General features: G+C 73.1%; 19 protein-coding genes. 6 read left to right on the forward strand and 13 right to left on the reverse strand.

Going from position 1 to position 23,323, the window contains the following annotated elements:
* Positions 1-47 precede the first annotated feature (47 nt).
* The 5 genes from Aau02nite_RS38720 to gltB form a co-directional block, all read right to left on the reverse strand.
* Entirely contained in the window at positions 48-920 is an 873-nt protein-coding gene (locus Aau02nite_RS38720) for an acyl-CoA thioesterase (protein WP_212993626.1), read from the reverse strand.
* A gap of 2 nt (positions 921-922) precedes the next feature.
* Entirely contained in the window at positions 923-2,371 is a 1,449-nt protein-coding gene (pyk, locus tag Aau02nite_RS38725; protein ID WP_212993627.1) for a pyruvate kinase, read from the reverse strand.
* Positions 2,372-2,718: 347 nt separating this feature from the next.
* Complete coding sequence (locus Aau02nite_RS38730) at positions 2,719-3,294, reverse strand: hypothetical protein (protein WP_212993628.1); 576 nt, start codon at positions 3,292-3,294, stop codon at positions 2,719-2,721.
* Positions 3,295-3,351: 57 nt separating this feature from the next.
* A complete protein-coding gene (locus Aau02nite_RS38735) occupies positions 3,352-4,827 on the reverse strand; it encodes a glutamate synthase subunit beta (protein ID WP_212993629.1) in 1,476 nt (491 codons plus the stop codon).
* A complete protein-coding gene (gltB, locus tag Aau02nite_RS38740; protein WP_246595773.1) occupies positions 4,820-9,346 on the reverse strand; it encodes a glutamate synthase large subunit in 4,527 nt (1,508 codons plus the stop codon). Before gltB ends, Aau02nite_RS38735 begins: the two co-directional genes overlap by 8 nt.
* 285 nt (positions 9,347-9,631) lie before the next feature.
* On the opposite strand from gltB, the gene Aau02nite_RS38745 reads away from it, so the two are divergent.
* The gene (locus tag Aau02nite_RS38745; RefSeq protein ID WP_212993631.1) at positions 9,632-10,504 is read left to right on the forward strand and encodes a GNAT family N-acetyltransferase; all 873 of its coding nucleotides are present in this window, start codon (positions 9,632-9,634) and stop codon (positions 10,502-10,504) included.
* Between the two features lie 172 nt (positions 10,505-10,676).
* Here Aau02nite_RS38745 and Aau02nite_RS38750 read toward each other — a convergent pair whose 3' ends face one another.
* From Aau02nite_RS38750 to trpC, 5 genes are read right to left on the reverse strand one after another with little or no spacing between them, the layout of a single operon-like run.
* Complete coding sequence (locus tag Aau02nite_RS38750; protein WP_212993632.1) at positions 10,677-11,867, reverse strand: FAD-dependent oxidoreductase; 1,191 nt, start codon at positions 11,865-11,867, stop codon at positions 10,677-10,679.
* Between the two features lie 28 nt (positions 11,868-11,895).
* Complete coding sequence (gene lgt / locus Aau02nite_RS38755) at positions 11,896-13,140, reverse strand: prolipoprotein diacylglyceryl transferase (protein WP_212993633.1); 1,245 nt, start codon at positions 13,138-13,140, stop codon at positions 11,896-11,898.
* 34 nt (positions 13,141-13,174) lie between these two features.
* Positions 13,175-13,981 (reverse strand): tryptophan synthase subunit alpha, encoded by an 807-nt coding sequence (trpA, locus tag Aau02nite_RS38760; protein ID WP_212993634.1) that lies wholly within the window; start codon positions 13,979-13,981, stop codon positions 13,175-13,177.
* Positions 13,978-15,219 (reverse strand): tryptophan synthase subunit beta, encoded by a 1,242-nt coding sequence (gene trpB, locus Aau02nite_RS38765; protein ID WP_212993635.1) that lies wholly within the window; start codon positions 15,217-15,219, stop codon positions 13,978-13,980. The genes trpA and trpB overlap by 4 nt, the downstream gene beginning before the upstream one ends.
* Positions 15,216-16,019 carry an indole-3-glycerol phosphate synthase TrpC gene (gene trpC, locus Aau02nite_RS38770; RefSeq protein WP_212993657.1) on the reverse strand — a complete coding sequence of 268 codons (804 nt, stop codon included), beginning with the start codon at positions 16,017-16,019 and terminating at the stop codon, positions 15,216-15,218. Before trpC ends, trpB begins: the two co-directional genes overlap by 4 nt.
* 381 nt (positions 16,020-16,400) lie before the next feature.
* On the opposite strand from trpC, the gene Aau02nite_RS38775 reads away from it, so the two are divergent.
* Entirely contained in the window at positions 16,401-16,703 is a 303-nt protein-coding gene (locus tag Aau02nite_RS38775) for a hypothetical protein (protein ID WP_212993636.1), read from the forward strand.
* Here the strand turns inward: Aau02nite_RS38775 and Aau02nite_RS38780 are convergent.
* The 3 genes from Aau02nite_RS38780 to hisI are packed head-to-tail and all read right to left on the reverse strand — an operon-like array spanning position 16,637 to position 19,094.
* The gene (locus Aau02nite_RS38780; protein WP_212993637.1) at positions 16,637-17,188 is read right to left on the reverse strand and encodes a Trp biosynthesis-associated membrane protein; all 552 of its coding nucleotides are present in this window, start codon (positions 17,186-17,188) and stop codon (positions 16,637-16,639) included. The two genes, Aau02nite_RS38775 and Aau02nite_RS38780, sit on opposite strands and share 67 nt — an antisense overlap.
* Positions 17,188-18,729 carry an anthranilate synthase component I gene (locus Aau02nite_RS38785; protein ID WP_212993638.1) on the reverse strand — a complete coding sequence of 514 codons (1,542 nt, stop codon included), beginning with the start codon at positions 18,727-18,729 and terminating at the stop codon, positions 17,188-17,190. The genes Aau02nite_RS38780 and Aau02nite_RS38785 overlap by 1 nt, the downstream gene beginning before the upstream one ends.
* Complete coding sequence (hisI, locus tag Aau02nite_RS38790; RefSeq protein WP_246595774.1) at positions 18,726-19,094, reverse strand: phosphoribosyl-AMP cyclohydrolase; 369 nt, start codon at positions 19,092-19,094, stop codon at positions 18,726-18,728. Before hisI ends, Aau02nite_RS38785 begins: the two co-directional genes overlap by 4 nt.
* Positions 19,095-19,510: 416 nt before the next feature.
* Here hisI and Aau02nite_RS38795 point away from each other — a divergent pair, with 416 nt between their 5' ends.
* The 4 genes from Aau02nite_RS38795 to Aau02nite_RS38810 all read left to right on the forward strand — a co-directional run bounded on the left by Aau02nite_RS38795 (position 19,511) and on the right by Aau02nite_RS38810 (position 23,295).
* The gene (locus tag Aau02nite_RS38795; RefSeq protein WP_212993639.1) at positions 19,511-21,094 is read left to right on the forward strand and encodes a hypothetical protein; all 1,584 of its coding nucleotides are present in this window, start codon (positions 19,511-19,513) and stop codon (positions 21,092-21,094) included.
* Between the two features lie 120 nt (positions 21,095-21,214).
* Positions 21,215-21,940 carry an ABC transporter ATP-binding protein gene (locus Aau02nite_RS38800; protein ID WP_212993640.1) on the forward strand — a complete coding sequence of 242 codons (726 nt, stop codon included), beginning with the start codon at positions 21,215-21,217 and terminating at the stop codon, positions 21,938-21,940.
* Complete coding sequence (locus Aau02nite_RS38805) at positions 21,937-22,674, forward strand: ABC transporter permease (RefSeq protein WP_212993641.1); 738 nt, start codon at positions 21,937-21,939, stop codon at positions 22,672-22,674. The genes Aau02nite_RS38800 and Aau02nite_RS38805 overlap by 4 nt, the downstream gene beginning before the upstream one ends.
* 12 nt (positions 22,675-22,686) lie before the next feature.
* Positions 22,687-23,295, forward strand: coding sequence for a TetR/AcrR family transcriptional regulator (locus tag Aau02nite_RS38810; protein ID WP_212993642.1), 609 nt, complete (start codon positions 22,687-22,689; stop codon positions 23,293-23,295).
* The last annotated feature ends 28 nt before the right edge of the window (positions 23,296-23,323 follow it).

A 23,323-nucleotide genomic window follows, 5' to 3' on the forward strand; every position in this document is an offset into this window, starting at 1 on the left:
AGCCAAACGGACCCCGAGCCGGCGGCCAGAGCCAGAACGGAAGCGGGTCAGGCGCCGACGCGGCGGAGCAGACCCTCCTGGACCGCGCTGGCGATGTGCCGGCCGTCCTCGGTGAACATCCGGCCGCTGGCCAGTCCCCTGCTTCCGCTCGCCGACGGGCTCGTGCAGTCGTAGAGGAACCATTCGTCGGCGCGGAACGGGCGATGCAGCCACAGCGCGTGGTCCAGGCTGGCGCCGATCACGCCGCCCGGGCCCCAGACCTCACCGTGCATCGACAGGACCGAGTCCAGCAGGGACAGGTCCGACGCGTAGGTCAGGGCGCACGCGTGGATCAGCGGGTCGTCCGGCAGCTTGCCGTTGATGCGCATCCAGACGCGTTGCTCGTCGGCCGCGTCGCGGTCGCCCGGCGGGACCCAGCCCGGGGTGCCCACGTAGCGGACGTCGATGGCCTGCTGGGCCGCCTTGAACGCGGCGGCGCGGTCCGGGTACACCGCGAGCCAGTCCTGCATCGTGCGGGTGTCCTCGGGGCCCGGCACGCCCTCCGGCGGCGGCGTGTGGTGGTCCAGGCCCTGCTCTGTCACCTGGAACGACGCCGACATGAAGAAGATCGTCCGGCCGTGCTGCTGGGCCGTGGAGCGGCGCACCGAGAAGGACCGTCCGTCGCGGATCGTCTCCACGCCGAACTCGATCGGGACCGTCGGGTCACCCGGGCGCACGAAGTAGCCGTGCAGGGAGTGCACGCGGCGTTCCGGGTCCACCGTGCGGCCCGCCGCGACCAGGGCCTGGCCGGCGACCTGGCCGCCGAAGACCCGCTGGGCGCCGACCTGCGGACTCTCGCCCCGGAACGTGGCCGCGTCCAGCTGCTTGAGGTCGAGGACCTCGAGCAGCTGGTCGACGGCGGCCTGTCCCGTCAGCGGCATGCTCACTTGTTCTCGGTCACCGCGGCCGGGTCGACGAGCGAGCCGAGCTGGTGCACGCGCAGCGTGTTGGTCGAGCCGGGCGCGTTCGGCGGGCTGCCGGCCACCACGACGACGTACTCGCCGGGCTTGGCCAGGCCGAGGCCGAGCATGGCGTGGTCGACCTGGCGGAACATGTCGTCGGTGTGCTCGACGAAGTCCGTCAGGAACGTCTCGACGCCCCAGGACAGGGCCAGCTGGTCGCGGACCTCGGGGACCGGGGTGAAGGCCAACAGCGGAAGCTCGCAGTGCAGCCGGGAGAGGCGGCGGACGGTGTCGCCGGTCTGGGAGAACGCGACCAGGGCCTTGGCGCCGATGTTGCGGGCGATGCGGCTGGCGGCCACGGTCAGCGCGCCGCTGTGGGTGCGCGGGTCGTGCTGCAGGACCGGCACGCCGAAGTCGCCGCTCTCCGTGGTGGTGACGATCTTCGCCATCGTGCTGACGGTGAGGACCGGGTACTTACCGACGGAGGTCTCGCCGGAGAGCATGACCGCGTCGGCGCCGTCGAGGACCGCGTTGGCGACGTCGGAGGCCTCGGCGCGGGTCGGGCGGGAATTCTCGATCATCGAGTCGAGCATCTGGGTGGCGACGATGACCGGCTTGGCGTTCTCCCGGCAGAGCTGCACGGCCCGCTTCTGCACCAGGGGGACCTGGTCGAGCGGCAGCTCGACGCCGAGGTCACCGCGGGCGACCATGACGCCGTCGAAGGCCAGCACGATGGCCTCGAGGTGGGTGACCGCCTCGGGCTTCTCGACCTTGGCGATGACCGGCAGGGTGGTGCCCTCCTCGGCCATGATCTGGTGCACCAGCTTGATGTCCTCGGGCGAGCGCACGAACGACAGGGCGACCAGGTCGACGCCGAGGCTGAGCGCGAAGCGCAGGTCCTGCTCGTCCTTGTCACTCATGGCGGGGACGCTCACGGCGACGTTGGGCAGCGAGACGCCCTTGTTGTTGCTGACCGGGCCGCCCTCGGTGACCAGGCAGCGGATGTCGTTGCCCTCGACGGCGGAGACCTCGACGGCGACCTTGCCGTCGTCGATCAGCAGCCGGTCGCCGACCTTGACCTCCTGCGGCAGCTTGGAGTAGGTGCAGCTGACCCGGTCGGGAGTGCCGAGGATGTCGTCACTGGTGATGGTGACGGTGTCGCCGTTGGCCCAGACGTGCGGCCCGTTGGCGAACTTACCCAGCCGGATCTTGGGGCCCTGCAGGTCGGCCAGGACGGCGACGGCACGGCCGGTCTCCCGGGCGGCGTTGCGGACCATGTCGTAGATCTGGCGGTGGTCCTCGTGGCTGCCGTGGCTGAAGTTCAGCCGGGCCACGTCCATGCCGGCCTCGACCAGTCCGAGCATGCGCTCGGGGGAGGCGGTGGCAGGACCCATGGTGCAGACGATCTTTGCGCGGCGTGTCACAGCCATCAGGCTAGTCTCTCTTTCGGATCGGCCCGCTGGCCGACCCCCGTCATGGGGATGAACTGCAAGTAGCGACGCGCCGTGGAATTCCGGCCGGCGTCGGCGGGCTTCAGCGACCGCGATCAGCCTCAGCTTATCGGTCGTCCCTGTGCGGTCGCGGGCAGACGGGGTACGCCGCGATCCGGCCGCGCGGATGACCATGAACCGTTCGACGGATCGTCACGTGTTGACAGCAACGGGTTGTTCAGCAGGTGACGAAGCGGTAGAGACCACATCCATGCGACCGGCAGCACGGGGGTGCCCGGCAGCGCGGACAGGACGGGGCGGACCTTCGGGTCCGCCCCGTTCCCGGTCTAGGTCAGTGCGGTGTCGACCGCTTCGCGGGTCGGGCCGGCGTGGGTGCGCGGGCACTGGGCCGTGAGGATCAAGGTCCGGTCCGATCCGTACGGGATCAGCCGGTGCGCCTGCCACCACGGCTCACCCTCGTGCTCGTAGGCCAGCTCGACGCTCTGCTCGTCGTGGCGCAGCAGGGTCTGACCGGGCGCGACCAGCGACCCGGGGTCGGCGCAGCGCTCCCGCGGCACCGGGCCCTGCGGGAAGATCAGAGCCTCGCCGGGCCCGTGCAGATAGAACGGGACCGGGTCACTCCCGTCGAGCGGCGCGGCCACGTGGAAGCCCACCGGCCAGCGCAGATCGACGACCGAGGTCTGGATCTCCCAGTGGTCGTGCGCGGGCCCGTCGGCGACGTCCACCGCCTCGTCGGGCTCGACCGGCTCGCCGGGCCGCACCACCGCCGTGACCGGGCCGTCCGGCAGATCCCGGACCACCCGGACCGCGTGCGGCTCGCCCGCGAGACGCTCGAAACGGTACGGCCAGTGCGGCATCAGCACCATGCCGTGCCCGGCGAGCCGGGCGAAGACGTGTCCCACGCAGCGCACCCTAGACGGTCACGGGGCAGCCGGACTGCCCCGTGACCGTCCGGTGGATCAGCGGACCGTGGCCAGCGGCTGCGACGAGGGGCGTACCGGGGCCGGCAGCTCGCCGAAGCCACCCAGGTAGGTGTGGATCGCGGCGGCGGCGGCCCGGCCCTCGGCGATGGCCCAGACGATCAGCGAGGCGCCGCGGTGCATGTCGCCCGCGACGAAGACCCCGGGCACGCCGGTCTGCCAGTCGTCGCCGGCGTCGACCGCGCCCCGGTTGTTGCGGGTGACCCCGAACTGCTCCAGCAGCGGCTGCTGCTCGGTGCCCTCGAAGCCGATCGCGAGCAGCACCAGCTGGGCGGGCAGGTCGCGCTCGGAGCCCTCCTGGACCGTGACGGTACGGCGCCCGTTGACCCGTTCCACCACGACGTCCGCGACCCGCACCGACGCCACGTTGCCCGTACCGTCGTCGACGAACTCCTGGACCGCGACGCCGAAGATGCGTTCGCCGCCCTCCTCGTGGGCCGGGTAGTTGCGCAGGATGACCGGCCAGGTCGGCCACGGGTGCAGCTCGCCGAGCCGGGTCTCCGGGGGCAGCGGGTACTGGTCGAGCTGGATGACGCCCGCCGCGCCCTGCCGGTGGGCCACGCCGAGGCAGTCAGCGCCGGTGTCGCCGCCGCCGATGATCACCACGTGCTTGCCCGCGGCGTCGATCGGCGTGCTCTCCTGCAGGCCGGCGACCACCCGGTTGGCCGGGACGAGGTGCTCCATGGCCAGGTGCACGCCGCCCAGGTGCCGTCCCGGGGTGTCGGTGGCGTCGCGACCGGCGAGAGCGCCGCAGGTGAGCAGCACCGCGTCGAAGCGTTCCCGCAGGTCGTCGGCGGTGATGTCGACGCCCACGTCGACGCCGGTCTCGAAGACCACGCCCTCGGCGGCCATCTGGGCCAGGCGCTCGTCGATCCGGTCCTTCTCCAGCTTGAAGTCGGGGATGCCGTAGCGCAGCAGGCCGCCGATCTGGTCGTCGCGCTCGTAGACCGTGACGGCGTGACCGGCCCGGGCCAGCTGCTGCGCCGCGGCGAGCCCGGCCGGGCCGGAACCGACGACGGCCACGCTGCGCCCGGACTGGCTGGGGGCCGGCTGCGGGCGCAGGCCGGTGGCGAACGCGTGGTTCGCGATCTCCACCTCGACCTGCTTGATGGTCACCGGGTCGTCGGCGATGCCCAGCACGCAGGCGGCCTCGCACGGCGCCGGGCAGAGCCGGCCGGTGAACTCCGGGAAGTTGTTCGTCGCGTGCAGGCTCTCCGCCGCCGCGTCCCAGGCGCTGGTGCGGACCAGGTCGTTCCAGTCCGGGATGCGGTTGCCCAGCGGGCAGCCCTCGTGGCAGAACGGGATACCGCAATCCATGCACCGGGTGGCCTGGTCGCGGATCAGTTCCTCACCCGCGGGCGGGTACACCTCGTGCCAGTCGCGGATGCGTACCGGCACCGGGCGGCGCTTGGGCAGCTGCCGTTCGTAGCGCAGGAAACCGTTGGGATCAGGCACGGGTAACCCCCATAACCGCCTCGTCGATGTTGCGACCGGCGGCTTCGGCGGTCCTGATCAGTTCCATCACGCGCTTGTAGTCGCGCGGCACCACCGCGGTGAACTCGCTCACCGCGGCCGGCCAGTCGGCGAGCAGGCGCTGCGCCACGGCGGAGTCCGTCTCGGCGAAGTGCTTACGCACCAGGGTGTGCAGCTGCTCCTGCTCCTCGGCGTTGAGCGGGGTCAGGTCGACCAGCTCCGGGTTGACCCGGGCCGGGTCCAGCCGGTGCACGAACGCGGTGCCGCCGCTCATGCCCGCGGCGAAGTTGCGCCCGACCGTGCCGAGCACCACGACGGTGCCGCCGGTCATGTACTCGCAGCCGTGGTCACCGACGCCCTCGACGACCGCCGCCGCACCGGAGTTGCGGACCGCGAAGCGCTCACCCGCGCGGCCCCGCAGGAACACCTCGCCGCCGGTGGCGCCGTACAGGATGGTGTTGCCGGCGATGATGTTCTCCTCCGCGACGAACGGCGCGGTCTCGGCCGGGCGCACGATCACCCGGCCGCCGGAGAGGCCCTTGGCCACGTAGTCGTTGGTGTCGCCGATCAGCCGCAGGGTCACGCCGCGCGGCAGGAAAGCGCCGAACGACTGCCCGCCGGTGCCGCGCAGGGTGAACGCGATGGTGTCGTCGGGCAGGCCGTTACCGCCGTAGCGGCGGGCGACCTCGCCGCCGAGCATCGCGCCGACGCTGCGGTGGTCGTTGCGCACGGCCACCTCGGCGCGGACCGGGGTGCCCTCGGCCAGGGCCGGGGCGGCGAGCGCGATGAGCTCGTTGTCCAGCGCCTTCTCCAGCCCGTGGTCCTGGGCGACGACGCCGCGGCGGGCGGCGCCCTCCGGGAGCTCCGGCACGAACAGCACCGGGGCCAGGTCCAGGCCCTGGGCCTTCCAGTGCGACACGGCCGGGGCCACGTCGAGGACCTCGGCGTGCCCGATCGCCTCGTCGATGCTGCGGAAGCCCAGCTGGGCCAGGTAGCCGCGGACCTCCTCGGCCAGGAACAGGAAGAAGTTCTCCACGAACTCGGGCTTGCCGGTGAACCGCTCGCGCAGCACCGGGTTCTGCGTGGCGATGCCGACCGGGCAGGTGTCCAGGTGGCAGACCCGCATCATGATGCAGCCCGAGACGATCAGCGGCGCGGTCGCGAAGCCGAACTCCTCGGCGCCCAGCAGCGCCGCGACGATCACGTCGCGGCCGGTCTTGAGCTGGCCGTCGACCTGCACGGTGACCCGGTCGCGCAGCTTGTTCAGCAGCAGCGTCTGCTGGGCCTCGGCCAGGCCGAGCTCCCACGGGGAGCCGGCGTGCTTGAGGGAGTTCAGCGGGGACGCGCCGGTGCCGCCGTCGTGGCCGGAGATCAGGATGACGTCGGCCTTGAGCTTGGCCACGCCGGCCGCGACGGTGCCGACCCCGATCTCGGAGACCAGCTTCACGTGTACGCGGGAAGCGGGGTTGACGTTCTTGAGGTCGTGGACGAGCTGCGCCAGGTCCTCGATGGAGTAGATGTCGTGGTGCGGCGGCGGCGAGATCAGCCCGACGCCCGGGGTGGCGTGCCGGGTCTTGGCGATCCACGGCCACACCTTGTTGCCGGGCAGCTGGCCGCCCTCGCCCGGCTTCGCGCCCTGCGCCATCTTGATCTGCAGGTCGTCGGCGTTGACCAGATATTCGGTGGTGACACCGAAACGGCCGGAGGCGATCTGCTTGACCGACGAGCGGCGCTCGGGGTCGTACAGGCGCTCGACGTCCTCGCCGCCCTCACCGGTGTTGGACTTGCCACCGAGCCGGTTCATCGCGATCGCCAGGGTCTCGTGCGACTCCGCCGAGATGGAGCCGTAGCTCATCGCGCCGGTGGCGAACCGCTTGACGATCTCGCTCGCCGGCTCGACCTCCTCCAGCGGAACAGCCTCACGGTCCTTGAACCGGAACAGCCCGCGCAGCGAGCCGGCCGCCTCGGCCAGGCCGTCGACCTTGGCCGTGTACTGCTTGAAGACGTCGTACTGCTTGCTGCGGGTGGCGTGCTGCAGCAGGAAGACGGTCTCCGGGTTGAACAGGTGGACCTCGCCCTCGCGGCGCCACTGGTACTCGCCGCCGACCTCGAGGCGGCGGTGGCTGCGCTCGGCCGGGTTCTTCGGGTACGCCTTCGCGTGCCGCGCCGCGACCTCCGCGTGGATCTCGGCCAGGCCGGCGCCGCCGATACGCCCGGAGGTGCCGGCGAAGTAGCGCTGCAGCACCTTGTTGTCCAGGCCGACGGCCTCGAACACCTGCGCGCCGCAGTACGAGGACACAGTGGAGATGCCCATCTTGGACATGATCTTCAGGACGCCCTTGCCGAGCGCCTTGACGTAGTTGCCGACCGCCTTCTTCGACTCCATGCCCGCGAGCGGGCCGGTGGCGATGAGGTCGTCCACACTCTCGAACGCCAGATACGGGTTGACCGCCGCGGCGCCGTACCCGATCAGCACGGCCGCGTGGTGCACCTCCCGGCAGTCGCCGCTCTCCACGACGAGCGCCACCTGCGTGCGGGTCTGCTCCCGCACCAGGTGCTGGTGCACCGCGGCGGTGAGCAGCAGCGACGGGATCGGCGCCAGGTCGGCGTTGGAGTCGCGGTCGGACAGCACCAGGATGCGCACGCCGTCCTCGATCGCCTCCGACACGTGCCGGCAGATCTGGGTCAGCCGCGCCTTGATGCCCGCCGCGCCGTCCCGCAGCGGGTACAGCCCCGAGACCCGGACCGCCTTGAAGCCCGGCAGGTCGCCGTCCTCGTCGATGGAGAGCAGCTTGGCCAGGTCGTCGTTGTCGATGACCGGGTACGGCAGCACGATCTGCCGGCAGCTCGCCGGGCCCGGGTTCAGCAGGTTGCCCTCCGGCCCGATGGTCGTGGCCAGGCTGGTCACCAGCTCCTCGCGGATGGCGTCCAGCGGCGGGTTGGTGACCTGGGCGAACAGCTGGTGGAAGTAGTCGAACAGCAGCCGCGGGCGGGTCGACAGCGGCGAGATCGGCGTGTCGGTGCCCATCGAGCCCAGCGGCTCGGCCCCGGTCCGGGCCATCGGCGCGACCAGGATCTTCAGCTCCTCCTCGGAGTAGCCGAAGACCTGCTGGCGGCGCATGACCGAGTCGTGGGTGTAGATGACGTGCTCGCGGGCGGGCAGGTCACGCAGGTCGATCAGACCGGCGTGCAGCCACTCGTCGTAGGGCTCGGCGGCGGCCAGCTCGGCCTTGATCTCGTCGTCGTGCACGATCCGGCCGGCCTCGGTGTCGACCAGGAACATCCGGCCCGGCTGCAGCCGGCCCTTGGCCACCACCGTGGCCGGGTCGAGGTCGAGCACGCCCGCCTCGCTGCCGAGCACGACGAGCCCGTCGCTGGTGTGCCACCAGCGGCCCGGGCGCAGGCCGTTGCGGTCGAGCACGGCGCCGATGATGCTGCCGTCGGTGAACGCCACGCTGGCCGGGCCGTCCCACGGCTCCATGAGGCTGGCGTGGAAGCGGTAGAAGGCGCGCCGGGCCGGGTCCATGCCCGGGTCGTTCTCCCAGGCCTCCGGGATCATCATCAGTACGGCGTGCGGCAGGCTGCGCCCGGACAGGTGCAGCAGCTCCAGCACCGCGTCGAAGTTCGCCGAGTCGGACGCCTCCGGCGTGCAGATCGGGAACAGCCGCTTGATGTTGCCGGGCACGGTCGGCGAGGCGAGCAGCGCCTCGCGGGCGGCCATCCAGTTGCGGTTGCCGCGGATGGTGTTGATCTCACCGTTGTGCGCGATGAAACGGTACGGGTGGGCGAGCGGCCACGACGGGAACGTGTTGGTGGAGAACCGCGAGTGCACCAGCGCGATGGCGCTGTCCACGCGCTCGTCGGTCAGATCCGGGAAGAACGCGGGCAGCTGGTCGGGCGTCAGCATGCCCTTGTAGGTGATGGTGCGCGCCGACAGCGACGGGAAGTACGCCGCGACGCCGCGCTGCGAGCTCTCCCGCTCGGCCTGCTTGCGGATGCAGAACGCGACGCGGTCCAGCTCGAGGCCGGACAGCGGCTCGCCGGCCGGGCCGGACCTGCCACCGGTGAGCCGGTGCGCGGCGAGGAAGACCTGGCGGATCTGCGGCCGCGCGGCCTCGGCGGTCTCCCCCAGCCCGGACGGGTCCACGGGCACGTCGCGCCAGCCGAGGATGTCGCCTCCCTCGACGAGGGCGTACTTCTCGAAGACGGCGACGGAACGAGCGGCCTCGTCGGGGTCGTTGGGCAGGAAGACCAGACCGGTCGCGTACGAGCCGGCCGGCGGGAGCTCGAAATCCACCACGTCACGCAGGTACGCGTCCGGGACCTGGATCATGATGCCGGCGCCGTCGCCGGTGTTGTACTCGGCGCCGCGGGCGCCACGGTGATCGAGCCGGATCAGCGCCGAGAGGCCCTTGGCGACCACGTCGTGGGAGCGCCGGCCGTACAGGTCGGCCACGAAGGCCACACCGCACGCGTCATGCTCCTGAGCCGGGTCGTACAAGCCGCGGCTCTGGGCGTCGCTACGGGTTTCCGCCGCGGGTTGGTCTAGCCCCTGGGGGTGCGGAAGAGCCACCGGGCCTCCGATCGTCACTGGTGTTTCCGTTCAAGGTCGGGACGACGTCGGCCCTGCAAAAGTCTCTAGAGTCTACGTTAGTCGTCACCGATCTCCGCCAGGTGCGGATGGATCACACTTTTGCCCCACCGAAATGTCCTCGGTGACGGTCCGGAGGGCGGTATGTCACTGCCGGGCGAGAGGCGCCGGCGGCTCAACGGGTAGTCTCGCGCGGTGGCGCTAGAGGATACCGACGTCTTCACCCGGCTGGAACGCTTCTACGATGCCGTACCCCGCGACGCCGCCGTCGCGGAGGAGATCGGCGGTTTCGTGCTCTTCGTCAACGACGGCACGGGCTGGCCCTACTACGCCCGCCCAAGCCTGGGCGGTGCCGGCACACCGTCCGCCGCTGATGTTACCGCCGTGCGGCAGCGGCAACGAGACCTCGGCGTGCCCGAGGCTTTCGAATGGGTACACGAGACGACCCCGGACCTGCTGGCCGTGGCCCGCTCGGCGGGCCTGGACGTGCTGCTCGCGCCGCTGATGGTGCTGGAGAGCGCCGCGCTGGTACCGGATCTGCCGCTGCCCGGCGCCACGATCCGCTTCCTGGACCCGGCCACCCCGGGCTTCGCCGCCGACATGAGCACGAGCCGCGCGGTGGGCCGGCTGGGCTTCGGCGCACCGGCCAACGCGACCACCGTGCAGACCGGCTCACTGGTGGTCGAGGTGGCCGGCCCGGCCCAACGCGACGCGGTGCCCCCGCTGACCGACGAAGCGATCGCCGAACTCGTCCGCCGCCACCTGTCCGGCCGCTTCCTCAGCGCGGTGGTGGAGTCCCCCACCGAGGGAATCATGGCGTGCGGCTCGATCCAGCGGGCGGGCGTCGTCGCGGAGGTCGTCGGCGTGGCGACTCTGCCGTCGGCCCGGCGCCGCGGCTACGCGTCCCAGCTGACGGCGAGCCTGGCCCGGCGCACGTTGATGGAGGGCAGCGAACTGGTGTTCCTGTCCGCGGGTGACGATGACGTGGCTCGGCTGTATTCGAAGGTCGGCTTCCGCCGCATCGGCACGGCGTGCATCGCCGAGCCGGCTGCGACGGCCGCGCTGTAAGCGGCGCGGGCCGGGCGTCACCGAAGGCTGCGCAGCACGCACCGGGGGGAGACCGGTTGCCTCGCAGGACTTCCAGCCCACACGGACGGGTGGCCCTCGCACGGAATGACAGCCGCTGAGCGGTGGATCTGAGCGCCCGGCGTCTTTTCCCGGCGGCTCGGGCCGGTGCGGGTTACTCCGGGGGTTGCCAGTCGGCGGTGAGGCCGTGGGCGTGGCCGAGGATGCGTGGCCGCAGCGAGCCCAGCGCCGCGTTCCGCGCCCGCAGCGCCAATCGGCCGCGGGCCTGCACGACCGCTGACATGCGCCGGCTCTGGCGGACCACGCTGGCGGTGCGGGGGCGCCGGGCCCGGTCGTACTCCTCCACCGCCGCTCCCAGGGCAGCGCCCGGTTGGGTTTCCGCGACCAGAGCCCGCAGCGTCGCCGCGTCCTCGAAGGCCAGGCAGGCGCCCTGGCCCAGGTGGTGGGGCATCGCGTGGGCCGCGTCGCCGAGCAGTACCACGCCGCCCGGGCCGGCGCGGAAGCCGTAGGCGCGGGGCAGCGGGCGCAGTTCGCGGACCTCCTGCGGGACCAGGTCCTCGGGGCGGGTCGCGGCCAGCAGCGCGCTGACCGGGGCGTGCCAGCCGGCGAACCAGCGGCGCAGCAACTCCAGCTGGGTCGCGGGTGATTCCGGGCGGGGCGCCCCGGCGGCGGTCGCCACCCAGTAGACGCCGCCGCGGCCGGCCGCCCGGCCGCCCAGGGGCATCGAGACGAAGCGGTAGCCGGCGCCGAGGGTCTCGCCGCCGGCGGCCTGGTCCGCGGGCAGGTCCGGCACGCGGTAGCCGGGGATGACCGCCTGCCAGGCGGCGAAGCCGGAGCCGACGGCGGCGGCCTCGGGGGCCAGCGCGCGACGGACCCGGCTGTCGATGCCGTCGGCGGCGACCAGCAGGTCGGCTTCGAACCGGGTGCGGCCGTCGGTCACCGACGGCCGCTGGGCGCCGCCGGTGCGCACCCCGGTGACGTCGATCCCGGTACGGATGTCCACCCGGTCACCGAGCCCGGCCACCAATGCGTCGTAGAGGTCCTCGAGGTGCACGACCGCCGGGGCCGGGCCCGCGCCCGGCCGTGAGCGGGGTGCGGCGAGCCATTGGCCGTCCGGGCGGCGGACACCGCCGTCGGGCAGCGGGGACGCGATCGCCGACCAGCCGCCGTCGGGGTCCAGGGCTTCCAGCGCGCGGCGGCCGTTCGGCCACAGCACCAGGGCGGTCGGGGACGCCGCGATGCGTTCGCCGGCCTCCAGCAGGGTCACCTGCCAGCCGTCGCGGGCCAGCGCTCCGGCGGCGGCCAGCCCGGCTATGCCCGCTCCCACCACCACGGCCGTGCGCACGCCGCCGCCTTCCGCCGGGGCCTGGCCGTCAGTGTTCGTCGGAGGAGGCGGAGGTCGACGACTTGCCGTCGGGCTCCGCGGGCTCGGTGGTGCCGGACTGGGAAACGCCGGACTGAGGAGCGCCGGGCTGGGCAGAGCCCGACGAGGCGGCACTAGGCTGGGCGGCACCAGGCTGGGCGGCACCGGACTGCGTGGCGCCGGCCTGGGCCGCAGCGGACGGGGCGGGCTCAGCGGTCACGCTGACGGCGGCCGGAGTCTCGTCGGCGGCGGGCTCGGCGGGTGGCAGGATGCCCGTGCGTTCGTACGCCAGGAAGCGTTCCTCGCTGACCACCTGATAAGCCGTCGGCGGCTTGGTCGAGGCGGGCGCCCCACCGACGTCGACCTGGGAGATGTCGCTCTCGGCACCGGGCTGCGGGGCGGAGTCCGGCGCGTCGATCGGCACCACGTACTCGCGGGGGCCCTTGACCATCAGGAAGTAGATCAGCGCGCCGAGGAACACCACGACGGACGTGACCACGTTGAGCCGGATGCCGAAGATGCGGTTGGCCTCGTCGACGCGGAGCATCTCGATCCAGAAGCGGCCCGCGCAGTACGCCATCACGTAGATCGCGAACGCCCGGCCGCGGCCGAACTTGAACTTCCGGTCCAGCCAGAACACCAGTCCCGCGACGCCGAAGTTCCACAGCAGCTCGTACAGGAAGGTGGGGTGATAAAGGTCGGGCAGGGTCACGGCCTTGCCGTCGATGACGGTCGCGTGGCCCGGGTTGGCCCGGTCCATGTCGTGCACCCGCAGGCCCCACGGCAGGGTCGTGACGCTGCCGTACAGCTCGTTGTTGAACCAGTTGCCGAGCCGGCCGATCCCCTGGGCCAGCGGCAGCGCCGGCGCCAGCGCGTCGGCGAAGACGGTCAGCGGCAGGCCGAGCTGGCGGGCGGCGAACCAGGCGCCGAGCGCACCACCGGCCACCGCACCCCAGATGCCCAGGCCGCCCTCCCAGATCTGGAAGATCCGGATCGGGTCGCCGCCGGCACCGAAGTAGTCGCCCGGCGACGTGATGACGTGGTAGATCCGCGCGCCGACGATGCCGAACGGCACCGCCCACACGGCCATGTCCAGCGACGCCCACGGCGCGACGCCGCGACGGCGCAGCCGCCACTCCATGACCAGGACGGCGACCACGATGCCCGCGACGATGCAGAGTGCGTACGCCCGGATCGGCAGGCCCAGCACATGCCAGACCGACGTCGTGGGGCTGGGGATAGCGGCGAGGTTCACGCGCGCACCCTACCGCCCGGCCCTGACAGAATCATCAAGAGGTCTTGCTGACCCGCACACCTTCCGCCAGCTCGGCGCTGAGCGCGCGCAGCCGGTCCAGGCCGGTCCCCCGGTCGGGGGCGTCGAGCACGCACCGGATCAGCGCGCTGCCGACGATCACACCGTCGGCGAACGCGGCCACCTCGGCCGCCTGCGCGCCGGTGCCGACACCCAGGCCGACTCCGACGGGCATCTCCGGGTCGACCGCGCGGATCCGGGCGACGAGCTCGGGTGCCTGCGAGGAGACCGCGGTGCGGGCGCCGGTGACGCCCATGAGCGCGGTCGCATAGACGAAGCCGCGGCACTGGGCGACGGTCATGGCGAGGCGCTCGTCGGTCGACGAGGGCGAGACCAGGAACGTGCGGTCGATCGCGTACCGGTCGGCGGCGGCGATCCACTCGCCGGCCTCGTCCGGGATCAGGTCCGGGGTGATCATGCCGGTGGCGCCGGCCGCGGCGAGGTCGCGGGCGAACGCGTCCACGCCGTAGCGCTCGACCGGATTCCAGTACGTCATCAGCACGACGGTCGCCCCGGCGTTCGCGACCGCCTCGATGATCCGCAGCGTGTCGCGGGTGCGCACGCCGCCGGCCAGGGCGATGTCGCTGGCCTTCTGGATCACCGGCCCGTCCATGACCGGGTCGCTGTACGGCAGCTCGACCTCGATGACGTCGCAGCCGGACTCGGCCATGGCGACCATCGAGGCGATGCTCTCGTCGACGCTCGGGAAGCCGGCCGGCATGCAGCCGACGAGCACCGCGCGCCCCTCGGCCTCGGCCTTGCCGAAGGTGTCGGCGATGCTCACGAGTTCTCCCCCGGGACGATCGTCTCGACCTCGTCGAGGATGCCGAAGTAGGCGCCCGCGGTGTGCACGTCCTTGTCCCCACGCCCGGACAGGTTGATCACGATCGTCGGGGTGCGGCCGAGCTCCTCGGTCAGCGCCGGCACGATCCGCTGCGCACCGGCGAGCGCATGGGCGCTCTCGATGGCCGGGATGATGCCCTCGGTGCGGCAGAGCAGCTGGAACGCCGCCATCGCCTCGGCGTCGGTCACCGGCTCGTAGCGGGCGCGGCCGGTGTCGTGCAGCCAGGCGTGCTCCGGGCCGACACCCGGGTAGTCCAGCCCGGCCGAGATGGAGTGCGACTCGACCGTCTGGCCGTCCTCGTCCTGCAGCACGTACGTGCGGGCGCCGTGCAGCACGCCCGCCGAGCCGCCGGTGATCGACGCGGCGTGCCGGCCGGTCTGCACGCCGTCGCCGCCGGCCTCGAAGCCGTACAGGCGCACGTCCTCGTCGGGGACGAAGGCGTGGAAGATGCCGATCGCGTTGGAGCCGCCGCCCACGCAGGCCGCCACCGCGTCGGGCAGCCGGCCCAGCTTGTCGAGGCACTGGGCGCGCGCCTCGATGCCGATGCCGCCGACGAAGTCGCGCACGATCTCCGGGAACGGGTGCGGTCCGGCGGCCGTGCCCAGCAGGTAGTGGGTCGTGTCGACGCTGGAGACCCAGTCGCGCAGGGCCTCGTTGAGCGCGTCCTTGAGGGTGCGCGAGCCGTTGGTCACGGGCACGACGGTGGCGCCGAGCATGCGCATCCGGGCCACGTTGAGCGCCTGGCGCTCGGTGTCCGTCTCGCCCATGTAGACCACGCACTCGAGGTCGAGCAGCGCCGCCGCGGTGGCGCTGGCCACGCCGTGCTGGCCGGCGCCGGTCTCGGCGATGACCCGCGGCTTGCCCATCTGCTTGGCCAGCAGGGCCTGGCCCAGCACGTTGCGCACCTTGTGGGCGCCGGTGTGGTTCAGGTCCTCGCGCTTGAGCAGCACCTCGGCGCCGATGGCGGCGGAGAACCGCTCGGCCCGGTAGAGCAGTGAGGGCGTGCCCGCGTAGTCACGCAGCAGGCCGGTGAACCGCTCCTGGAAGACCGGGTCGACCTTGGCCGCCCGGTACGCCGCGTCGAGCTCGTCGAGCGCCCGGACCAGCGCCTCGGGCACGAACCGGCCGCCGTAACGGCCGAAGTGCCCGGCGAGGTCCGGCAGGGCCGGGGCGCTCATCGTACCGGCCGGGGCGTCGCCGGGTGGTTGCCCGCGTTGACCAGCTCGGCCACCGCGTCACGGGGGCTCTTCTTGGTCACCAGACCCTCGCCGACCAGCACCGCGTCGGCACCGGCCGACGCGTACCGGATCAGGTCGTGCGGGCCGCGCACGCCGGACTCGGCGATCTTGACGACGTTGTTCGGCAGGCCGGGCGCGATCCGCTCGAAGACGGACCGGTCCACCTCCAGGGTGCGCAGGTCGCGGGCGTTGACCCCGATGACCTGGGCCCCGGCGTCCAGGGCCCGGTCGGCCTCCTCCTCGTTGTGCACCTCGACGAGGGCCGTCATGCCCAGCGACTCGATGCGCTCGAGCAGGCCGGTGAGCACGTTCTGCTCCAGCGCCGCCACGATGAGCAGGACGAGGTCGGCGCCGTGGGCGCGGGCCTCGTGCACCTGGTAGCTCGACACGACGAAGTCCTTGCGCAGCACCGGCACACTGACCGCGGCCCGCACCGCGGCCAGGTCCTCCAGCGAGCCGCCGAACCAGCGGCCCTCGGTGAGCACGCTGATGCAGCGCGCGCCGCCCGCCGCGTACTCGCCGGCCAGCTCGGCCGGGTCCGGGATGTCGGCCAGCGCGCCCTTGGACGGCGACGACCGCTTGACCTCAGCGATCACCGCCACGCCGGGCTTGCGCAGGGCCGCGTACGCGTCGATCGCCGGCGGTGCCGCCGCGGCGAGGTCGCGCACCTGCTCCAGCGAGAGCTGCTGCTGGCGGGCCGCGACGTCTTCGCGGACCCCGGCCAGGATCTCCTCGAGCACGTTCTGCGGTCCCGCACCACGCTCCGCGGGTCCGCCACTGCCCGCCGCCTGATCGGATGTCACCTAATGACTCCCCTCTCCGGGTGTCCTCGGCCCGATGCTAGGTGGCCGCCGACATGTCCAGCCCCCCGGGGTATGGCGCGCCTCACGAGATGGGCTGCGGCATAATGCGCACCCGGGTGGCGCGCTGTTTCATCCGTCACATCCTCCTCGCCGGTATCGGGCGACTACCTGCGACCCCCTGGATGATCGGTTGATCCCCCCTGGCGGTGACGGTGGCGTCACCGATCGGAAATACGACTCCGGCATCATCGGACTCCGGCACACTGGTCGGCGGCGTCGGCAACGCCGGCCCCCGGCACGAGTCTCGTGAGGTTGACCATGGCTACTGCAGAGGTTGGTTTCGTCGCCGTCTCCCGGGCCGTCGTCGCGGCGGCCGCCGACCTCGCGGCCGAGGTCGAGCGCCGCGTGGTGGGCGACGAGAACGTCCGGACCGCCCAGGGCAACGCGTGGGCGGCGATCTGCGCCGACCGCGCCCGGGCCCAGGCCCGCGCCGACATGGACGCGATGGTGGCGGCCCTGGCCGCGAACGCGAACCGGGGCCCCCGGCGCGACCGTCAGCGCGCGGTCGGGTCGTCGCCGCGGTCGAGCGCGTCCCAGGCCGCCCTGGTGTCCACCCGCTGATCCACGTCCGCGTCGGTGACCGGCGTGCCCGCGGCACCGCGGCGCTCGTAGCGGGCGCCCATGGCCGGCCATTCGTGACCGGAGCGGGCCGCCCAGAGGCCACCGAGCACGATCAGCAGCCCGGCCAGCACACAGATCACCGGCCAGACGGTGGCGCCGGTCCCGGCCGCGCCCACGTCCAGGCCGGCCCGTCCGGTGACGGCCCCGGCCGCGACACCGGCGCCGGCCAGCGCCAGCAGCCCGCCCAGGCAGCGGCGGAGCAGGCCCCGGGTGGCGAGCAGCGCGCCCGCCCCGGCCAGCGCCACCAGGGCCAGGCCGATGACCCAGGGCTCCACATCCGCGCCCGTGCGGGCGTCGCGCAGGGACGACAGGCCCGGCCGCGCGGTGACGATCTCCGACCAGGTGCGGGTCACGCCGTAGACGGCCAGCCCGGCACCTGCGGCGCACAGCAGCACCGCGTACGCCAGCCGGCGGCCGGGCGTCATCAGCGGGCCGCGCGCAGCGTCTCGGCAGCCGCGATCGCCGCCAGCACGGCCGCGGCCTTGTTGCGGGTCTCCTGCTCCTCCGCGGCCGGGTCGGAGTCGGCCACGATGCCGGCGCCGGCGCCCACGTACGCCGTCCCGCCGTGCATCAGCGCGGTGCGGATCGCGATGGCCATGTCCATGTCACCGGCGAAGCCGAAGTAGCCGACCGTGCCGCCGTACAGGCCGCGGCGGGTCGGTTCGAGGCTCTCGATGATCTCCATGGCCCGGACCTTGGGCGCGCCCGACAGAGTGCCGGCCGGGAACGTGGCGGCCAGCGCGTCGAAGGCGCTGCGGTCGGCCTGCAGCTCACCGACGACGGTGGAGACGATGTGCATGACGTGGCTGTACCGCTCGATGCGGGCGAAGTCCGGCACCTCGACCGTGCCCGCCCGGCACACCCGGCCCAGGTCGTTGCGGCCCAGGTCGACCAGCATGACGTGCTCGGCGCGTTCCTTGGGGTCGGCCAGCAGCTCCGCCGCGAGCGCGTTGTCCTGCTCGGGGGTGCCGCCGCGCCAGCGGGTGCCGGCGATCGGGTGCAGCAGCGCCCGGCGTACCCCGCCCTGCTCGGCACTGACCTTGAGGTGTGCCTCCGGCGACGAGCCGACGATGTCGAAGTCGTCGAAGCGCAGCAGGTACATGTACGGGCTCGGGTTGGTCGCGCGGAGCACCCGGTAGACGTCCAGCGGATCGGCGTCGGTGGCCCGCTCGAAGCGTTGCGCGACGACGATCTGGAAGCACTCGCCGGCCCGGATGGCCTCCTTGGCCGTCTCGACCGCCTTCTGGTAGTCGCCCGGGGCGGTACGGCTGACCACCTCGCCGGCCGGCTGCCGCTCTACGGTGGAGATCATCGGCGGGGTGGGCCGCGACAGCGCGGTGGTCATCGCGTCGAGCCGGCCGACGGCCTGGTGGTAGGCGGCGCGGGCGGCCCGCACATCGGCGTCGGCGGCGAGCACCGCGTTGGCCACCAGGATGGCCGAACCGTCGTAGTGGTCGAGCACCACCAGGTCGGTGGCGAGCATCATGCCCAGCTCGGGCAGGGGCACGTCGTCGACGGTGGTGTCCGGCAGCCGTTCGAACCGGCGGACCAGGTCGTAGCTGAGGTAGCCGACCATGCCACCGGTCAGCGGGGGCAGGTCGTCGCCCGTACCGGGCTCCCCGGGGGCGGCCAGGGCTGCGACGGTCTCCCGCAGCGCGACCACCGGATCACCGTCGAGGGGTACACCGGCCGGCGGGTGGCCCAGCCAGGCCGCCTGCCCGTCGCGCTCGACCAGGGTGGCGGCACTGCGCACGCCGATGAACGAGTATCGCGACCAGGCGGCCGAGCCCGCACCCTGCTCCGCGGACTCCAGCAGGAAGGTGCCGGGGCCGCCGGCCAGTTTACGGTAGACCCCGATCGGAGTCTCGCCGTCGGCCAGCAGCCGGCGTACCACGGGCACCACCCGGCGCCGCGCCGCCTGCGCGACGAAGACGTCCTCGTCCGGGGTCACCGAGCCGCTGGTCATGCGCTCTCCCCCGGCACGGCCGGCAGGTCGTCGGAGAAACAGGTGTGGGTGCCGGTGTGACAGGCCGCGCCGACCTGCTCGACCGTGACCAGCAGGGCGTCACCGTCGCAGTCCAGCGCCACGGACCGCACGTACTGGTGGTGGCCCGAGGTGGCGCCCTTGACCCAGTACTCAGCGCGGCTGCGGGACCAGTAGGTGGCCCGGCCGGTGGTCAGCGTGCGGTGCAGCGCCTCGTCGTCCATCCAGGCCAGCATCAGCACGTCGCCGGTGCCGGCCTCCTGGACGATCGCGGCCACCAGGCCGTCGGAGGTGCGGCGCAGGCGGGCGGCGATCGCCGGGTCCAGCGCGGAGACAGGTCCGTTCACAAGGTCAGTCGCGGGCACAGTGTCACATTCTCTCGCACCGGGTACCAGCGTCCACCAGGCCGTACCGGTAGCCCACGATCCGGTCACGGACCCGCACTGGGGGTGTGACCGGGAGGCCGGGGACGGTACCGTCGTCCTGCGCCGCACCCAAGGTGCAGCGCCCGCCGTCCGACCGGCCCGCCCCGCGGATGGCGCCGCCACTGGAACGGGAGTCTTGATCCGATGGAGCCGACGTCCGAGCCCGAGAACCGGCAGTCACGCGGCCTGGCCCGCTTCTGGCCGGTGCACGGGATGTCCGCGCCGGCGCCGCGCGAGTCCGAAGAGGACCCGGCGACCGGCAGGACGCCACCGGCGCCGCGGCGCACAAGTCCGAGAAGCAAGCCGGCCCCGCCGGCCCGAACGGGGAGCACCCGCAGGTGAGCGATCAGCAGTCCCAGCCGCACGATGACCAGCCGGAGCCCGACGAGCAGCCGGCCCCGTTCGCCCCGCGGCCGCACCCGGCGCTGACCAGCGACACCCAGATGGTGGCCCTCGGCTCGCGGCGCCCACAGGACGCGCTGCTCGGCACCAACGGCACCCGGTGGACCAACCAGGGCGGCTTCCCGCCGGTGGAGACCAACGGGCACCACAACGGTGACGCCGGTCCCCGCCACGGCGGCATCCCGATCGCCAACGGCCAGGCCCCGGTCAGTGGCGGCTCGCTGCCCGGCTCCCGCTCACCGTTCGCCCCGACCGGCGACGACCCGTCCCCGTTCGCGCCTCCTGGCGACGACGCGATGCGGTCCGCGTTCATGCCCGGCGAGGACCGGCCGGCCTTCGGCGGCCCCGCCGACGACCGGCTCCCCTTCGGCGGCACCGGGGACGAGCGGTCGACCTTCGGCAGCGCCGGCGACGACCGGCCGACCTTCGGCAGCCTCGGCGACGACCGGCCGGCCCTCGGCGGCCCCGGCGAGGACCGGCCGGTGTTCGGTGGGTCCGGTGACGAGGCCGCGCCTGGCCCGCGGTCGCCGTTCGCGCCCACCGGCGGCGACGGTCCCGGTGCGCGGTCGCCCTTCGCGCCGACTGATGACCCGGGTCCGGCCGGTCCCCCGTTCGCGCCCTCGCCGTTCGCGCCGCAGGCCTCCGGTTCGGCCCCGGTGACCGGCCCCGGCCAGCAGACCTCCCCGAGCGGGACCCCGTCCGCGCCCGCCGTCTCGCAGCAGCCGACCGCCCCGCAGCAGCCGGGCCCTCAGCAGTCCGGCTCACCGCAGCCCGGAGCGCAGCAGTCCACCGGTCGTCCGGCCGGCACCCCGTCGGCGGCCGGCTCCGCCCAGGTGCCGGTGCCGATGCCCGGGCGCCCGGTCAGCACGCCGCCGGTCACCACACCCTCGGCCGGCACACCGTCGGCCACCACACCGCCGCCGGTCGGCACGCCGTCGGCCGGCACGCCGCAGGCCGCCGCACCGGCATCGCCCGTGCCGGCGGTCGACCCGTCGGCGCCGACCCGGCTGGAGCCCACCGGCTGGGCGACCGCCGGTCCGCGAGCGGGTGCCTCCGGCAGCGCCAGCGTCCCGGTCAGCGGGTCCGGCGGCGGACGGCGCAGCCGTGCCGACGAGGCCACCGACGAGCAGGTCGCCCCGGCTCCCCGGCGGTCGGCCAGCCTGGACGACGTGCAGGAGGCGGCGGCCGGCCGGCGTGCCGCGAAGGCCGCGTCCGGCGAGGCGCCGCTGCGCCCGGGTGACGTCAACGACATCTCCATCACGTTTTGGGCCGAGTCGGCCAGCGAGCAGTTCCGCGCCGAGTGGCACGAGGTCAAGGCCCAGTTCGTCGACGACCCGGTGGCCGCCCTGACCCGGGCCCACGACCTGCTCACCGAGGCCGTGCACGAGCTCACCGAGTCGATGCTGGCCGAACGCGACGAGCTGGACCCGCTGCGGGCCGGCGCGACGCCCGACACCGAGAGCATGCGCATGGCGATGCGCGGCTACCGCGAGTTCCTGGACCGCATCCTGGCCCTGTAAGGCCGCCCTGCACAAAAAGCCGCGATCCCCGTCCCGGGGGTCGCGGCTTTTTGTCATTGCCCTGCCCGCAGAATTCATCTAGCGTTGAGTTCATCAGGCGATGAATTATTGGGAGGCACAATGACCAGCGCCGTCGAGGTCGAGGACCTCGTGGTCGAACGCGGCCGGCGCCGCGTGTTGCAGGGGATCAGCTGCGCCGTCGCGGCCGGCAGCGTCACGGGGCTGCTCGGCCCCAGCGGCAGCGGCAAGACGACCCTCATCCGGGCGATCGTCGGGGTCCAGGTGATCAAGTCGGGCACGGTGACCGTGCTCGGGGAGCCGGCGGGCGGGCCCGCTCTGCGGCGTACGGTGGGCTACGTCACCCAGGCCCCCAGCGTCTACGCCGACCTCTCGGTCCGCGAGAACGCCCGCTACTTCGCCTCCCTGTACGGCCTGGGCGCGGCCGACGCGGACCGGGCGATCGCCGACGTCGGCCTGGCCGGCGCGGCCGGTCAGCTGGTCGGCAACCTGTCCGGCGGCCAGCGCAGCCGGGCCTCGCTGGGCTGCGCGATGATCGGCGCGCCCCGGCTGCTGGTGCTCGACGAGCCCACCGTCGGGCAGGACCCGGTGCTGCGCGCTGACCTGTGGGCGAAGTTCCACGCCCTGGCCGCCGCGGGCACGACCCTGCTGGTCTCCAGTCACGTGATGGACGAGGCGGGCCGCTGCGACCGGCTGCTGCTGATCCGCGAGGGCCGGCTGATCGGCGACGACTCGCCGGCGGCGATCCGGGCGGCCGCCGGCACCGAGAATCTGGAGGAGGCCTTCCTGCGCCTCATCCGCGACAGTGAGCAGGTGGCGGCGGCATGAGCTTGCGGATCACCTTCTCCACCGCCGCGCGGATCCTGCGGCAGCTGCGCCACGACCGGCGCACGGTGGCCCTGCTGGTCGTCGTGCCGGCGGTCCTGCTGGTCCTGCTCTATTTCATGTACGACGGGGCCGACGGCACCTTCGACCGGATCGCCCTGGTCATGCTCGGGATCTTCCCGTTCGTGATCATGTTCCTGGTGACCAGCATCGCGATGCTGCGCGAACGCACCACCGGCACCCTGGAACGGCTGCTCACCACCCCGCTGGGCAAGCTCGACCTGCTCTTCGGCTACGGGCTCGCGTTCGGGCTGGCCGCGGCGGTGCAGGCCGGGGTCGCGGTGGCGGTGGCGTACTGGGCGCTGGGGCTGGACACGGCCGGCAGCGCCGGGCTGGTCGTGCTGATCGCCGTGGTCAACGCGGTGCTCGGGGTGGCGCTCGGGCTGTTCTGCAGCGCCTTCGCACGCACCGAGTTCCAGGCCGTACAGTTCCTACCGGTGGTCGTCGTGCCGCAGATCCTGCTGTGCGGGCTGTTCGTGCCGCGCGCCCAGATGGCCGGCTGGCTGCAGGCGACCTCGGACGCGCTGCCGCTGTCGTACGCGATCGAGGCGCTGGCGCAGGTCGGGGCGCACCCCGACGCCACCACGACGATGTGGCGCGACCTGACGGTCGTGACCGGCGCGGTGCTCGTCGCGCTGGTCCTGGCGGCCGCGACGCTGCGGCGCCGCACCCCCTGACGAGGAGCTTCTTTGGTACGGCGTAGCGGGCGGCGTCCGGGCAACCAGGACACCAAGCAGTCCATCCTGGAATCCGCCCGCACCGTCTTCGCCGAGGCGGGGTTCGACAAGGCGTCGGTGCGGGCCATCGCCGCCGCGGCCGGGGTCGACGCGGCGCTGATCCACCACTACTTCGGCACCAAGGAGAAGCTGTTCCTGGCGGCGATGAACTCTCCGATCAACCCGGCCGAGCTGATCCCCAGGGCGATGGCCGGCCCCCGCGAACAGGCGGGTGAGCGGCTGGTCGCGACCGTGCTCAGCGTCTGGGACTCCCCGGCCGGCGCCGCGGCGGTGGCGCTGCTGCGCTCGGCGATGAGCAACGAGTGGACCGCCCGGTTGATGCGTGAGTTCGTCGTCACGCAGGTGCTGCGCCGCGCGATCAAGGAGCTGGACATCGACGAGAAGGAGGCCCCGACCCGGGCGGCGCTGGTCGCCACCCAGATCGCCGGGCTGGCGATGGTCCGCTACGTGCTCAAGGTCGAGCCGGTGGCCTCCGCACCGGCGGAGCGGCTGGTGGCTGCCATCGGCCCGACCGTGCAGCGTTACCTGATGGACGATCTGCCGGGAGTCTTCGACGCCTGACCCACGGCCGGGCCGGACCGGCGGCCGC

Origin of the sequence: Actinoplanes auranticolor (genome assembly GCF_018332655.1) — a bacterium.
GTDB classification, from domain to species: Bacteria; Actinomycetota; Actinomycetes; order Mycobacteriales; family Micromonosporaceae; genus Actinoplanes; species Actinoplanes auranticolor.

Excerpts from the sequence above, each read along its gene's own strand:
- Aau02nite_RS38720 (WP_212993626.1), bottom strand. The coding sequence starts at position 920 with ATGCCGCTGACGGGACAGGCCGCCGTCGACCAGCTGCTCGAGGTCCTC.
- pyk (WP_212993627.1), bottom strand. The coding sequence starts at position 2,371 with ATGGCTGTGACACGCCGCGCAAAGATCGTCTGCACCATGGGTCCTGCC.
- trpB (WP_212993635.1), bottom strand. The coding sequence starts at position 15,219 with ATGAGCGCCCCGGCCCTGCCGGACCTCGCCGGGCACTTCGGCCGTTAC.
- Aau02nite_RS38775 (WP_212993636.1), top strand. The coding sequence starts at position 16,401 with ATGGCTACTGCAGAGGTTGGTTTCGTCGCCGTCTCCCGGGCCGTCGTC.
- Aau02nite_RS38780 (WP_212993637.1), bottom strand. The coding sequence starts at position 17,188 with ATGACGCCCGGCCGCCGGCTGGCGTACGCGGTGCTGCTGTGCGCCGCA.
- Aau02nite_RS38785 (WP_212993638.1), bottom strand. The coding sequence starts at position 18,729 with ATGACCAGCGGCTCGGTGACCCCGGACGAGGACGTCTTCGTCGCGCAG.
- Aau02nite_RS38800 (WP_212993640.1), top strand. The coding sequence starts at position 21,215 with ATGACCAGCGCCGTCGAGGTCGAGGACCTCGTGGTCGAACGCGGCCGG.
- Aau02nite_RS38805 (WP_212993641.1), top strand. The coding sequence starts at position 21,937 with ATGAGCTTGCGGATCACCTTCTCCACCGCCGCGCGGATCCTGCGGCAG.